This window comes from Saccharopolyspora sp. MMCC62 (assembly GCF_057736575.1).
Genome location: NZ_JBYKCM010000011.1, coordinates 32703 through 45812, shown reverse-complemented (window position 1 = coordinate 45812; position 13110 = coordinate 32703). Strand labels below are relative to the sequence as shown.

At 72.1% G+C, this 13110-nt stretch carries 12 protein-coding genes; 1 reads left to right on the top strand and 11 read right to left on the bottom strand.

Annotated features, from left to right (window positions below; translation table 11 throughout):
- Positions 1-172 precede the first annotated feature (172 nt).
- A complete protein-coding gene (locus AC29IT_RS23735; RefSeq protein WP_488220137.1) occupies positions 173-1513 on the bottom strand; it encodes a CynX/NimT family MFS transporter in 1341 nt (446 codons plus the stop codon).
- 49 nt (positions 1514-1562) lie between these two features.
- On the opposite strand from AC29IT_RS23735, the gene AC29IT_RS23730 reads away from it, so the two are divergent.
- Positions 1563-2261, top strand: coding sequence for a FadR/GntR family transcriptional regulator (locus tag AC29IT_RS23730; protein ID WP_358439643.1), 699 nt, complete (start codon positions 1563-1565; stop codon positions 2259-2261).
- Here AC29IT_RS23730 and AC29IT_RS23725 read toward each other — a convergent pair.
- The 10 genes from AC29IT_RS23725 to dxr form a co-directional block, all read right to left on the bottom strand.
- Positions 2228-2497 (bottom strand): type II toxin-antitoxin system Phd/YefM family antitoxin, encoded by a 270-nt coding sequence (locus AC29IT_RS23725; RefSeq protein ID WP_358439640.1) that lies wholly within the window; start codon positions 2495-2497, stop codon positions 2228-2230. The genes AC29IT_RS23730 and AC29IT_RS23725 overlap by 34 nt on opposite strands.
- Before the next feature lie 19 nt (positions 2498-2516).
- Positions 2517-4049, bottom strand: coding sequence for a cobyric acid synthase (locus tag AC29IT_RS23720; RefSeq protein WP_488220136.1), 1533 nt, complete (start codon positions 4047-4049; stop codon positions 2517-2519).
- On the bottom strand, positions 4046-4903 hold the full coding sequence (gene map / locus AC29IT_RS23715) for a type I methionyl aminopeptidase (protein WP_358439634.1): 858 nt from the start codon (positions 4901-4903) through the stop codon (positions 4046-4048). The genes AC29IT_RS23720 and map overlap by 4 nt, the downstream gene beginning before the upstream one ends.
- A gap of 63 nt (positions 4904-4966) precedes the next feature.
- Positions 4967-5359: a PIN domain-containing protein gene (locus AC29IT_RS23710; RefSeq protein ID WP_488220135.1), complete on the bottom strand. Its 393-nt coding sequence runs from the start codon at positions 5357-5359 to the stop codon at positions 4967-4969.
- On the bottom strand, positions 5356-5613 hold the full coding sequence (locus tag AC29IT_RS23705) for a type II toxin-antitoxin system Phd/YefM family antitoxin (RefSeq protein ID WP_358439628.1): 258 nt from the start codon (positions 5611-5613) through the stop codon (positions 5356-5358). Before AC29IT_RS23705 ends, AC29IT_RS23710 begins: the two co-directional genes overlap by 4 nt.
- Before the next feature lie 84 nt (positions 5614-5697).
- Positions 5698-7533 (bottom strand): penicillin-binding transpeptidase domain-containing protein, encoded by a 1836-nt coding sequence (locus AC29IT_RS23700; protein WP_488220134.1) that lies wholly within the window; start codon positions 7531-7533, stop codon positions 5698-5700.
- Between the two features lie 140 nt (positions 7534-7673).
- A complete protein-coding gene (locus tag AC29IT_RS23695; RefSeq protein ID WP_358439623.1) occupies positions 7674-8510 on the bottom strand; it encodes a GNAT family N-acetyltransferase in 837 nt (278 codons plus the stop codon).
- A gap of 505 nt (positions 8511-9015) precedes the next feature.
- A complete protein-coding gene (ispG, locus tag AC29IT_RS23690; RefSeq protein WP_488220133.1) occupies positions 9016-10173 on the bottom strand; it encodes a flavodoxin-dependent (E)-4-hydroxy-3-methylbut-2-enyl-diphosphate synthase in 1158 nt (385 codons plus the stop codon).
- Positions 10174-10468: 295 nt separating this feature from the next.
- Entirely contained in the window at positions 10469-11752 is a 1284-nt protein-coding gene (locus tag AC29IT_RS23685; RefSeq protein WP_358439618.1) for a M50 family metallopeptidase, read from the bottom strand.
- On the bottom strand, positions 11752-13050 hold the full coding sequence (dxr, locus tag AC29IT_RS23680) for a 1-deoxy-D-xylulose-5-phosphate reductoisomerase (RefSeq protein WP_358439615.1): 1299 nt from the start codon (positions 13048-13050) through the stop codon (positions 11752-11754). The genes AC29IT_RS23685 and dxr overlap by 1 nt, the downstream gene beginning before the upstream one ends.
- Positions 13051-13110: the final 60 nt, after the last annotated feature.

Genomic DNA, 13110 nt, shown 5'->3' with positions numbered 1-13110 from the left:
CTCCACGCAGCGAACGACCCGTTCGACCAGCGAGAGCGGACGAACGGTCCGTTGCCCCCACACATGCGAACGGCCCGTCCGGAACCAGCGAAACGGGCCGTTCACTTCCACCGGGCGCGAGTGAACGGACCGTTCGCCCAACTAGATCGGACGAACGGTCCGTTCACTCGGCTCAGATGGTGCGGGGGCGGCCGGCGAGGATGCCGACGACCGTCTGCACCACCACGATGACCAGCAGCGCCACCATCGACACCGCCCAGGCCGCCGTCATGTCGTGCAGCATCCCGAACAGGAACGGGCCCGAGGCGGCGATCAGGTAGCCGATGCTCTGCGCCATCGCCGAGAGCTGCCCGGTATCGGCGGCGTTCCGGGTGCGCAGCGAGATCATCACCAGCGCCAGCGGGAACGCGCTCATCCCGATCCCGATCAGCACCGCCCACAGCACCGGCGCGGCCAGCGGCGCCACCAGCAGCCCCAGCAGACCGGCGAACATGAGCACGCCCATCAGCAGCGCCCACCCGGACTGGCCGCGGGTCCGCGTCACCAGCGGCGGCAGCACCATGTTGATCGGCACGCCGATCAGCAGCAGCACGCCCAGCAGCGCCCCGGCCGAGGTGGCGTCCATCCCGGCGCCCTTGAACACCTCCGGCAGCCAGCCCATCACCACGTAGGCGACGGTCGACTGCATCGCGAAGTAGACGGTGATCAGCCAGGCGAGCGGGTGGCGCATCAGCGACCGGCGCTCGCCCTTCGGCGTGGCGACGGCCTTCGAGCCGTGCCCGCGGGTGCCGGGCACCCAGAGGCACAGCGCGGCCAGCGCGACGACCATCCACGTCGCCAGCGACAGCCGCCAGCTGTCGGTCGCCGAGTTCAGGTACGGGGTCAGCGCCGAACCGGACGCGCCACCGGCGGCCATCGCCGTCGTGTAGAGGCCGGTGGCCAGGCCGACCCGCCCGGGGAATGACTCCTTCACCACGACGGGGATCAGCACGTTGCACATCGCGATCGACGCGCACACCAGCACGGTGCCCGCGAGCAGCGTCCACGGGCCGCCGAGCACGCGGGCGATCATCGCGGCGGTCAGCAGCGCCAGCGAGGCGCCCACCACCCGGCTCATCCCCCACCGGCGGGCGAGCAGCGGCGCACCGATCCCGGCGAGGCCGAAGCACAGCGTCGGCACCGAGGTCACGATGCTCGCCCAAGTGCTGCTCGCACCCAGCGAATCGCGGACCTCGCCGAGGACGGAGGCGAGGCTGGTGACGGCGGGCCGCATGTTCGCCGCGGCGAGCGCCACGCCCGCCAGCAGCAGGCCGCCGCCCGCGACGGCGCGGCCGCGGGGCGCCATCGCCTCGGCGGCGCCTTCGTTCACCAACGCCTCGGCCGCGGCCAGCTTGGAGGCGTCGTCGGCCGGGGTACCGGACACGGCTGGCGCCGCCGTCCTGGCATCCTGGTCGGTCACACGGTCGTCGGGAACTCGGTCGATCGGGGGCTGGGTGTGCGACTCAGGAGACATCGCCGCCTAGTATGGCAAACATAGGATGTTTGGATGAAAGGACCCTTCAGTGCCTTTGGTCACCACCCAGCGCACGGGTCTGGTCGAGCAGGTCATCGCGCAGATGCGCACCCTGGTGAGTTCCGGCGAATGGCCGCTGGGGGAACGCATCCCCACCGAGTCCGAGCTCGTGACCGCGCTCGGCGTCGGCCGCAACACGGTCCGCGAAGCGGTGCGCGCCCTCGCCCACGCCGGGCTGCTCGAAGTGCGCCAAGGCGACGGGACCTTCGTCCGCGCCACCAACGAGCTCTCCGGTGCGGTGCGCCGGCTCTGCGGCTCCGAGCTGCGCCGCATCCTCGAAGTGCGCCGCGCCCTCGAAGTCGAAGCCGCGCGCCTGGCCGCCGCCGCCCGCACCGACGACGACCTCGCCGAACTGGACGCGCTGCTCACCGCCCGCGACGCCGCGCTGGAGCAGCGGGACCCGGAGCAGGTCGTCGACAGGGACACCCGGTTCCACCTGCGGCTCGTCGCCGCCTCGCACAACGTGCTGCTGATCGGGCTCTACGAGGGGATCAGCGAAGCGGTGCAGTCCAGCGTCGCCACCACCTTCGACCCGGCCTCGGTCACCCAGGTCTCGCACACCGCGCTGCTCGACGCGGTCCGCTCCGGTGACGCGCGCGAAGCCGCGGCCGAAGCGGGCGGCTTCCTCGACGAACTGCTCGACTCGCTCGGCGCTCAGCCGGAGAAGCCGACGTCCCCCGGCGCGTAGTCGGTCCCGACGTCGAACCCGGCGTCCGCGGCCGCGCCACCGGCGATCGGCGCCAGCCAGGCCGCGGTCAGCACGCCCGCGCTCACCATCTCCGGTGACCGGCGGGAACCGGCGCGGTGCAGCGCCACGGACGGCGCTCCGAAGCGGGTGATGACGATCTCCTCCCCCGATTCCACGCGGTCCAGCAGCTCCGGCAGCCGCGCCTGCGCTTCTTCCGCGGAGAACTCAGTCGTCATGCCCGCGACGTTACCCGCGTCACTCCCCCGCGCGCACCGCCGCAGGTCCGATGACCGGGAGCCCGGGCGGCGCACCGCGCTCCAGCAGTCGTCGCAGCGCGGCGGTGTCCAGGTGCCGCTCCACCAGATCGCCCAGCAGGTCCAGCTGGCCCTCCCGCAGCGCCGCGAACGAGACGTCCGGTGCCGCGGCGAACCCGTCCCGCCCGGCCTGCGCGGCGACGTGCGCGAGGAACCGGCGGCGGAACCCGTCGTTCTCGAACAGCCCGTGCCAGTGCGTGCCCGCCACCGCGCCGGACACCGCGCCCTCCGGGCCGGACTCGGTCGCCAGCAGCGGCGTCAGCTCATCGCCCGGCCGCACCGGCACGCCGTGGTGGATCTCGTAGCCGGTGATCGGCTCGCCGAACGCGGTGCCGCTCGGGGTGCGCAGCGTCTTCTCCGCCGCGAACTCGATCTCCACGTCGAGCAGGCCCAGCCCGTCCACGACCCCGCCACCGGACTCCACCTCGTCGGTGATCCGCCGCGACAGCATCTGGAACCCACCGCAGATCCCGAACACCGGCAGCCCCGCCCGCGCGTGCGCGAGCACCGCGTCCGCCAGCCCGGTGCGGTGCAGCCACGCCAGGTCCGAGACGGTCGCCTTCGACCCGGGCAGCACCACCAGGTCCGCGTCGGTCAGCCGCGAGGGCTCGGTCACGAACCGCACCGCCACCCCGGGTTCCGCGGCCAGCGCCTCGATGTCGGTGGCGTTGGAGATCCGCGGCAGCTTCGGCACCGCCACCCGCAGCCACTGGTCACCGCGCGGCGGCGCCGGGCTGCCCACCACGCCGTCCGCGACGTAGGACAACGAGTCCTCCGCGTCCAGCCACAGCTCCTCCGACCACGGCAGCACGCCCTGCACCGGTCGCCCGGTCAGCGCCTTCACCTGCTCCAGCCCGGATTCGAGCAGCGCCGGATCGCCCCGGAACTTGTTGATCACGAAGCCGGTGACCAGCGCCTGGTCCGCCGCGTCCAGCAGCGCCAAGGTGCCGTAGAGCGCGGCGAACACCCCGCCCCGGTCGATGTCGCCGACCACCAGCACCGGCAGCCGCGCCGCCTGCGCCAAGCCCATGTTCGCGATGTCGGTGGCCCGCAGGTTGATCTCCGCGGGCGAACCGGCGCCCTCGCAGATCACCTGGTCGTAGTCGCCGCGCAGCTCCCGCAGCGTCGTGGACACGACCTCCAGCAGCGCCGCCTTGCGCTCCCGGTAGGACAGCGCCGTCACCTCACCGGCGACCCGGCCCAGCACCACGACCTGCGAGGTGCGGTCCCCGCCCGGCTTGAGCAGCACCGGGTTGAACCGCACCGAGGGCGCCAGCCCGCACGCCGCCGCCTGCACCGCCTGCGCCCGGCCGATCTCGCCGCCGTCCGGGCACACGACGGAGTTGTTCGACATGTTCTGCGCCTTGAACGGCGCCACCCGGACGCCCTCGCGCGCCAGCCACCGGCAGATCCCGGCGACCAGCACGCTCTTGCCCGCGTCCGAGGTCGTGCCCGCGACGAGCAGGCCGCTCACGGCAGGGTGAGGATCTCGTTGCCGTCCTCGGTGATCAGGATGGTGTGCTCGAACTGGGCGGTCCACGACTTGTCCTGCGTGGTCACCGTCCAGCCGTCCTCCCACATGTCGTACTCGTGGGTGCCGAGCGTGATCATCGGCTCGATGGTGAACGTCATGCCCGGCTCCAGCACGGTCTGCACCGACGGCTCGTCGTAGTGCAGCACCACCAGACCGGAGTGGAACGAGCGCCCGATGCCGTGCCCGGTGAAGTCGCGCACCACGCCGTAGCCGAACCGCTTCGCGTAGGACTCGATGACCCGCCCGACCACGTTGAGCTGGCGGCCCGGCTTCGCCGCCTTGATGCCGCGCATCGTCGCCTCGTGGGTGCGCTCCACCAGCAGCCGCACCTCTTCGGTGGCCTCGCCCGCGATGAAGGTCGCGTTGGTGTCGCCGTGCACGCCGCCGACGAACCCGGTGACGTCGACGTTGACGATGTCGCCGTCCTCGATCACCGTCGAGTCCGGGATGCCGTGGCAGATCACCTCGTTCAGCGAGGTGCAGCAGGACTTCGGGAAACCGCGGTAGCCGAGCGTCGACGGGTACACGCCGTGGTCCACGAAGAACTCGTGCACGACCTCGTCCACGCGGTCCGTGGTCACGCCCGGCTGGGCCGTCTTGCCCGCCAGCTCCAGCGCCTGCGCGGCGAGCCTGCCCGCCACCCGCATCGCCTCGATCACCTCGGGCGGCTGCACGTCCGGGTCGGTGTTGCGCCGCGGCGCGGGCTTGTCGACGTACTCGGGCCGCTCGATCGTCACCGGCACCGGCCGGCGGGGCGTCTGGACTCCTGGCTGCAACGGTGCGCGTACGGGCATGCCCTCACTCTAGAACGTGCCGTTCGGCCTCCACCGCCCCGCCCCGCGCACGATCTCCGCTGGTCAAGCGCCTGGCGACGCGGTGGCGAGACCTTCCTCCGCGGCCGCGGCCAGCAGCTCCTCGTCGTAGGAGACGTAGGCGTGCAGGCCTTCGCGGAGCTTGCAGGCGGAGGCGAGGTGGATCGCCGCCACCGGGCTCACCTTCGACCGCAGCGCGACCGCGGCGTCCAGCACGTCCTGCTTCACCGGCAGCCGGTCCAGCTTCGACAGCACGATCGTGGCCAGGTCCTCGATCGCGGGCCCCTGCTCGCGGAACCCGCGCAGCACGTCCACCTGGGAGAGGGCGCTGGTGATGCGGGGCTGTTCCAGGCGGTCCCGCACCCAGTCGCTGAGCGCCTTGCTCTCCGGTTCGGGGGCGATCAGCTTCACCAGCGCGGAGGAATCGAAGTAGATCAAGGCCGCTCCTGTTCACCTCGGTCGTCGCCGAGCGGACCGTCCTCGTCGAGCGGCTCCGGCAGCTCACCGCCGTCGCCGGGGATGAGCTCCCCGGCGGCGATCAGCTCGTCGTACAGCGAGCGCTCGCGGGACGGCGGGGTGAGGACGGCGACCGTGCGCCCGCGATCGGTGATCACGATCGATTCCCCGGTCGCCACCCGGCGCAGGTACCGGCTCGCGTGCTGCCGCAGCTCGCGCACCCCGATCCGCTCCATGCGCTACAAAGTAGCACCGGGAGATCGTCCCGCCTCGTCGCACGATCGGATGATCTCGACCCGTCCCGCGAGCAGCACGGCAGATCAGGGCACGTTCGACAGGAAGCTCTGCGCCACCTGCACCGCGGGCTTCGACTCGCCCGAGTCCTCCAGCAGCACCGCGAACGCCAGATCGCCGCGGTAGCCGACGAACCAGCCGTGCGCGTGCGTGCCGTCACCGAACTGCGCGGTCCCGGTCTTGCCCGCGACCTCGCCCTCCCCGGCGACGCCGGTGGCCGTCCCGGACAGCACGACCTCGCGCATCATCGGCCGCAGCTGGTCGAGCACCTTCGGCGACAGCGGTGCCACCTGCGCATCGGCCTTCGTCTCGGCGCCCTCGATCAGCTTCGGAGTGGGCATCGACCCGTTCGCGACCGTCGCCGAGGCCAGCGCCATCCCGAACGGGCTGGCCAGCACGGTGCCCTGCCCGAAACCGTTCGCGGCGCGGCCGGTGGTGTTCTCGGCGGGCGGGGCCTGCCCGGTGATCGTGGTGATGCCGGGCACGTCGAAGTCCACGCCGACGCCGAGCTGCTGGGCCATGTCGGTCAGCGCCTGCGCGGGCAGGTCCACCGCGAGCTGCGCGAACGTGGTGTTGCACGACTTCGCGAACGCGGTGCGCAACGGCACCACGCCCAGGTCGAAGTCCTTGTCGTTCGGGATGGTCCGGCCGTCGAACACCTTGCTGGCCGGGCACTCCACCGGCTGGTCGACGGTCACCTTGCCCGCCTCCAGACCGGCCGCCGCGGTCACGATCTTGAAGGTGGAGCCGGGCGGGAACTGACCGCTCAGCGCCGGGGCGCCCTGCGCGTCGGCCGGATCGTTCTGCGCCACCGCCAGCACGTCGCCGGTGGAGGGCTGCATCGCGACGATCATCGCGGCCTGCGGCACCGGGTCCACGGCCTGCTCGGCGGCCCGCTGGGTGCGGTCGCTGAGCGTGGTGCGCACCTGGTCCACCGGCCGGGACGGCTGCTCCTGCAGCACTTCGAGCGGGGCGCCGTTCGCGTCGGCGGTGTGCACGTTCCAGCCCGCGTTCGCCGTGACCTGCTCGTCGACCTGCTGCGACACCCCCGCCAAGGCTTGCGCCGCGTACCCGCGCTCGGCGGTCACCAGCTTCGTCTGCGCCGGGAACCGCACCCCGGGCAGGTCGTAGATCGCCGGGCGCACCCGGTCGTAGTCGGCCTGCCGCAGCGACACCACCACGTACGGCTGACCGGGTTCGGTGCGGTTCACGCCGTCCACGATGGTCTGCCGGGTGATCTCCGGGTCCACCGGCTGCAGCCCGGCGGCGAGCCGCTCCGCCACGCCGGGCACGTCGCCCGCGGCCTGCGGGTCGAGGCTGACGGTGACGATCTGCTCCGGCCGCATCAGCTCGGTGCCTTCGCGGTCGAGCACCGGCTGCGGTTCCGGCCGCTGCTCGTCGAACACGAGCCGCTGGCCCTCGGCGAGCTTCGGGTGCAGCACCGACGGTGCCCAGTGCACCTGCCAGCCCTGGTCGGATTCGGTGAGTTCCAGCGCGCCCTGGTACTGCCAGGCCCGGCCGTCGCCGAGGTCCCAGTTCGCGTCGAACGTGGCGCGCGCCGGAGCGCCGCCTTCGTCCTCCGCGACCCGGGTGACGTCGAACCGGACCGCCTGCGGGGACAGCCCGCTGCGCGCGTCGTCGAGGGCCTGCCGCGCCTGCTCCGGGGCGTCGGTCCGGCCGGCCGCGCCCGCGGTGTCCCCGGCCGCGAAGGTGTTCAGGAACGCCGTCGCGACCTCCTGGGCGGACGGCCCGGATTCGAACAGGCCGCAGCCCGAGACGGGCAGGGTCAGCGCCAGTCCGGTGCACGCGGCGAGCAGCCTCGCCCGCGAGCGCCGCTGGGGGAAGATCCGTGAGGAACGCACCCCCGGGAGTATGCCGAAGACCGCGACGGCCCCGACGCCTCCACCCGTTCCTCTGCGGGGAATCCCCCGATCACCACGCGCCCTGCTGCGAACGGCCGAGTCGCCCGGCGGTGAGCGTGCGCGCGACGGCGGCCGGGCGCTCAGAACAGGATCGTGCTGAAGGTGCCCAGCTGCTGGAAGCCGACCTTGTTGTAGGCGATCCGGGCGGCGATGTTGAAGCCGTTCACGTAGAGGCTCGCGGCGCGCCCCAGCCCGCGGACGAGGCGGTCGGCGACGGCTGCGGTGCCCGCGGTGCCGAGCCCGGAGCTGCGCTTGTCCGGATGCACCCACACGCCCTGGATCTGGCCGGCGGCCTGCGACATCGCGCCGATCTCCGCCTTGAACACGACCTCGCCGTTCTCGAACCGGGCGAAGGCCCGGCCGGCGGCGATCAGCTCGGCGACCCGGGCCCGGTACCCGGCGGCGCCGCCGTCGCGGGACGGGTCGATGCCGACCTCTTCGGTGAACATGGCGATCGCGGCGGGCAGGTATCGGTCCAGCTCCTCCGGCCGGACCTGGCGCACCTGCTGGTCGGGCCGGACGGCGGGGGCGCCGGTGAGCACGAGCAGCGGCTGCTCCTCGCGGATCTCGCGCGCGGGCCCCCACTGGCCGGACAGCTCGTCCCACAGCCCCAGCACCTGCTCGGCCGGGCCGACGAGCGAGGAGCACACCCGGCGGCGGCGCAGCACCCGGTCGGCGAAGGCGCGCATCGCGTCCGGACCACCGGACAGCGGCATCAGGTTGACGCCGGAGAAGCACAACCCTTCGAGCCTGGCGCCGTAGCCCCACACCTCGCCGCCGAGCCTGCTCGGGCGTAACCCGGCCGCCTCGACGCGGGAGGCCACCATGCAGGCCGCGACGGGGTCCCTGCCCAGTGCGGTACGAACCTGGGCCGCGTCCCGATCCTCCAGCAGGCGGGCTCCGACGAGCTTCAGCACGGGTAAAGACTGCCAGACGGCGCAGGCCGCAGGCTCCCCTACCCGGCGTACCCAGCACAATCCGTCCGGGTATCACTCGAACGGCGCAGTGTCGGCGGGCCCGCCGCGAGCGCAACTGACGCTCCGTGTCGACCAGCACGCCGCTGACTCCGGACGAACCGCCCACGAACGAACCAGGCCCGCCGGGTGCTCCCGACGGGCCGGGGATCTCCCGCGGACCGCGCCAACGATCTTCGAACCCGCGCGCGGGCGCCTCGACCACGCGCCGGCGGGCGATCCCCCGACAACCCGTCCCAGAACCCGCGGTGCGGCCGGGGCCGTTTCCCGTCAGCGGCGAAGCCGCTGAGCCGACGACCACCGGAGCGACCGGCACCGCAGCGGGTTCTCAGCGGTCTCCTCGCGAGGACGGCGTTTTCGCCTGTGGCGGAGCCACCGGTGAAATCGATCCCGCAACGAGGAGGACGTCGAGGTTCCGCCACCCACCCCACGAAGCAGAAAGAGAAGATCAGCCCACCGTGACGACCGGGGCGCCTTCGCCTTGCTCCTCGGCGCCTTCCATCGACTCGGCGATGCGCATGGCCTCTTCGATCAGCGTCTCCACGATCTTGGCCTCGGGCACGGTCTTGATGACCTCGCCCTTGACGAAGATCTGGCCCTTGCCGTTGCCGGAGGCGACGCCGAGGTCGGCTTCGCGGGCCTCGCCGGGACCGTTCACGACGCAGCCCATGACCGCGACGCGCAGCGGCACCTCCATGCCCTCCAGCCCGGCCGTGACCTCCTCCGCGAGGGTGTAGACGTCGACCTGGGCGCGCCCGCAGGACGGGCAGGAGACGATCTCCAGCTTGCGCGGGCGCAGGTTCAGCGACTGCAGGATCTGGGTGCCGACCTTGATCTCCTCGACCGGTGGCGCCGACAGCGAGACGCGGATCGTGTCCCCGATGCCCTGGCGCAGCAGGGAACCGAACGCGACCGCCGACTTGATCGTGCCCTGGAACGCGGGACCGGCCTCGGTGACGCCGAGGTGCAGCGGGTAGTCGCACTGCTCGGCGAGGATCTCGTAGGCGCGCACCATCACGACCGGGTCGTTGTGCTTCACCGAGATCTTGATGTCGTGGAAGTCGTGCTCGGCGAACAGGCTCGCTTCCCACATGGCCGATTCGGCGAGCGCCTCCGGCACGGCCTTGCCGTACTTCTTCATCAGCCGCGGGTCGAGGGAGCCGGCGTTGACGCCGATCCGGATCGGCGTGCCGTGGTCCTTGGCTGCCTGCGCGATCTCCTTGACCTGGTCGTCGAACTTGCGGATGTTGCCCGGGTTGACCCGGACGGCCGCGCAGCCCGCTTCGATGGCCGCGAACACGTACTTCGGCTGGAAGTGGATGTCCGCGATCACCGGGATCTTGGACTTCTGCGCGATCGCGGGCAGGGCTTCGGCGTCGTCGGCGCTGGGGCAGGCCACCCGCACGATGTCGCAGCCGGACGCGGTGAGCTCCGCGATCTGCTGCAGCGTGCCGTTGATGTCGGCGGTGTTGGTGGTGGTCATGCTCTGCACGGAGATGGGGTGGTCGCTACCCACTCCGACCGCACCGACCTGCAGTTGCCGGGTCTTGCGCCGTTCGCCCAGTGTCGGGGCGGGTGCTGCGGGCATGCCCAGATCGACGGTCATCGATTCCTCTCCACCTTTGCGCTGCGCGGATGCGCTCGTGAATGTCAGCGGGACGAGGCGGTTGGTACCGCGCCCCGGCGGCCGGAACGGCTCGGCGGCGAGTTCCTCGCCACCGCTCCGGCGAGTCCCCGGCGGACTTCCGGGTACCCGGCGCGCGCCGTTCCCCGACCCACGATACCGATAGCCACTCCCCCGGACGGGCAAGGTTCACCCCTGGCACGATCACCCAACGTGATCACCGGTGGGCATCCGGCGCAGCGCCGCTCACCGTTCACCGGCGGTTCACGCGGCGGCACTACATCAACGTCACCGGGTTCACCACGTCGGCGACCAGCACCAGCAGCGAGTAGGCGATGAAGAGCAACGTCACGCCGTAGGCCAGCGGCATCAGCCGCGCCGTGTCGAACGGGCCCGGGTCCGGCCTGCGCGCCAGCTTCGCGAAGCCGCGGCGCACCGATTCCCACAGCGCACCGGCGATGTGCCCGCCGTCCAGCGGCAGGATCGGCAGCATGTTCATCACGAACAGCGAGAGGTTCACCGCGGCCAGCAGGTTCAGCATCGTGATCAGCCGCGACGCCACCGACACGTCGTCCATCGACAGCACCTCGCCGCCGATGCGGCTGGCGCCCACGATGCCCACCGGCGAGTCCGCGGAGCGCTCCTGACCGCCGATGGCCGAGATGAGGTCCGGCACCCGCTGCGGCAGCTCCACGATCTTCTGCGCGGTGAGGCTGACGAACCCGCCGATCGTGCGGGCCACGCCACCGACGTCCTGGCGCACCAGCACCTGGTCCGGCGTGAGGCCGAGGAACCCGACGACCTCGGTCCGCTTCGGGTCGTCCAGCGCGGGCCGCTTGTCCTGGATCAGGTCGGCGTGCAGGGTCACCGGCTTCCCGTCGCGCTCCACCACGATCGGCACCGAGCCGGACGAGGCGCGGATGGCCTTCTGCAGCTCGGTCCACGACGTGTAGGGCGTGCCGTTGAACTCGACGATCCGGTCGCCGGGCCGGAAGTCGGCGGCCGCGGCGGGCGACGGCGGCGCACCGGGCGGGCAGGTGCCCTTGTCCTGCGCGTCGGCGGACACCACGCACTCGCTGATGGACGAGACGGTGGTGGTGAGCTCGGGCTTGCCGTAGCCCATCAGGATGCCGGCGAAGATGAGCACCGCGAGGATCAGGTTCATGATCGGCCCGGCGGCCATCACGATGATCCGCTTCCACGGTGCGCGCTGGTAGAACTGCCGGTGCGCGTCCTCCGGGGTGACCTCCTCGGCGGCGGCCTCCCGGGCGTCCTCGATCATCACGCGCCACGGCGCGGAGGAGGCGGTGCGCCCGTACTCCTCGTCCCGCTTCGGCGGGAACATGCCGATCATGCGGATGAAGCCGCCGAACGGGATCAGCTTCACCCCGTACTCGGTCTCCCCCGGCTTGCGGGACCAGACGGTGCGGCCGAAGCCGACCATGTACTGGGTGACCTTGACGCCGAACAGCTTCGCGGTGAGCAGGTGACCGAGCTCATGCCAGGCGATGGACAGCAGCAGTCCGACGAAGAACAGGACGATGCCGACGATGACCAGCATCACTGCACCTTCCCTGCCGCTACGAGCTCGCGGGATTTCACTCGGGCCCACTCCTCTGCTGCGAAGACCTCGTCCACGCCCTGCGGTTCACCGCGCCACTGGTCGGCCGCCGCGAGGGTCCGCTCCACAGTCTGCACGATGCCGGTGAAACCACTGTTTCCTCCGACGAACGCGGCCAGCGCCTCCTCGTTCGCCGCGTTGAAGATCGCGGGCAGGCAGCCGCCGGTGGAACCGGCGTGCCGGGCCAGCGAGACCGCGGGGAACGCCTCGTCGTCGAGCGGCTCGAACGTCCACGAGGAGGCCTCGGTGAACGACAGCGGCGGCGCGGCCTTCGCGATCCGGTTCGGCCAGTCCAGGCCCAGCGCGATCGGCAGCCGCATGTTCGGCGGGCTGGCCTGCGCCAGCGTCGACCCGTCCACGAAGGTGACCATGGAGTGCACGATCGACTGCGGGTGCACCACCACGTCGATCCGGTCGTAGTCGACGTCGAACAGCAGCCGCGCCTCGATCAGCTCCAGGCCCTTGTTCACCAGCGTCGCCGAGTTGATCGTGACGACGGTGCCCATCGCCCAGGTCGGGTGCTTGAGCGCCTGCTCCAGCGTGACGCCCGCCAGCTCCTGCCGGGTGCGGCCGCGGAACGGCCCGCCGGAGGCAGTCAGCACCAGCCGGTCCACCTCGTCGGCCCGGCCGCCCGCCAGGCACTGCGCCAGCGCGGAGTGCTCGGAGTCGACCGGCACGATCTGGCCGGGCTTCGCCGCCCGCAGCACCAGCGAACCGCCCGCGACCAGCGATTCCTTGTTCGCCAGCGCCAGGGTCGCACCGGTCTCCAGCGCGGCCAGCGTCGGCTTCAGCCCGCGCGAACCGTCCACCGCGTTGAGCACCACGTCGGCCGGGGTGCTCTGCACCAGCTCGGTCGTCGACTCCGGCCCGGCGAGCAGCCGCGGCAGCCGGAACCCGCCGGTGGAGTAGCCGAGCCGCTGCGCCTCCGCGTACAGCGCCAGCTGCACGTCCTCGGCCGCGGTGCCCTTGGCGACGGCGACCGCGTCGACGTCGAACTCCAGCGCCTGCGCGGCCAGCGCGGCCGGGTCGCTGCCCCCGGCGGCGAGGCCCGCGACGCGGAACCGGCCGGGGTTGTTCCGGATCACGTCCAGCGCCTGGGTTCCGATCGACCCCGTCGACCCGAGGATCAGCACGCTGCGCGGGGTCCCGCGCGCGGCGTTCGGCTCGGCGGCACCTGCCTGGCCGCTGGGGACGGGGGATTCGGGGCGCGCGCTCGAGGCGGGGGTCGCGGTGTCCATCACCCGCCATTCTTCCCGAAGGAGGCGCCCGCCGGTCGCTCGCGGTGCGCGAACCCGCGA

Bases quoted from the DNA above. Each gene is read 5' to 3' on its own strand.
- dxr (WP_358439615.1), bottom strand. From the start codon at position 13,050: ATGGACACCGCGACCCCCGCCTCGAGCGCGCGCCCCGAATCCCCCGTC.
- map (WP_358439634.1), bottom strand. From the start codon at position 4,903: ATGCCCGTACGCGCACCGTTGCAGCCAGGAGTCCAGACGCCCCGCCGG.
- AC29IT_RS23685 (WP_358439618.1), bottom strand. From the start codon at position 11,752: ATGCTGGTCATCGTCGGCATCGTCCTGTTCTTCGTCGGACTGCTGCTG.
- AC29IT_RS23735 (WP_488220137.1), bottom strand. From the start codon at position 1,513: ATGTCTCCTGAGTCGCACACCCAGCCCCCGATCGACCGAGTTCCCGAC.
- AC29IT_RS23705 (WP_358439628.1), bottom strand. From the start codon at position 5,613: ATGGAGCGGATCGGGGTGCGCGAGCTGCGGCAGCACGCGAGCCGGTAC.
- ispG (WP_488220133.1), bottom strand. From the start codon at position 10,173: ATGACCGTCGATCTGGGCATGCCCGCAGCACCCGCCCCGACACTGGGC.
- AC29IT_RS23725 (WP_358439640.1), bottom strand. From the start codon at position 2,497: ATGACGACTGAGTTCTCCGCGGAAGAAGCGCAGGCGCGGCTGCCGGAG.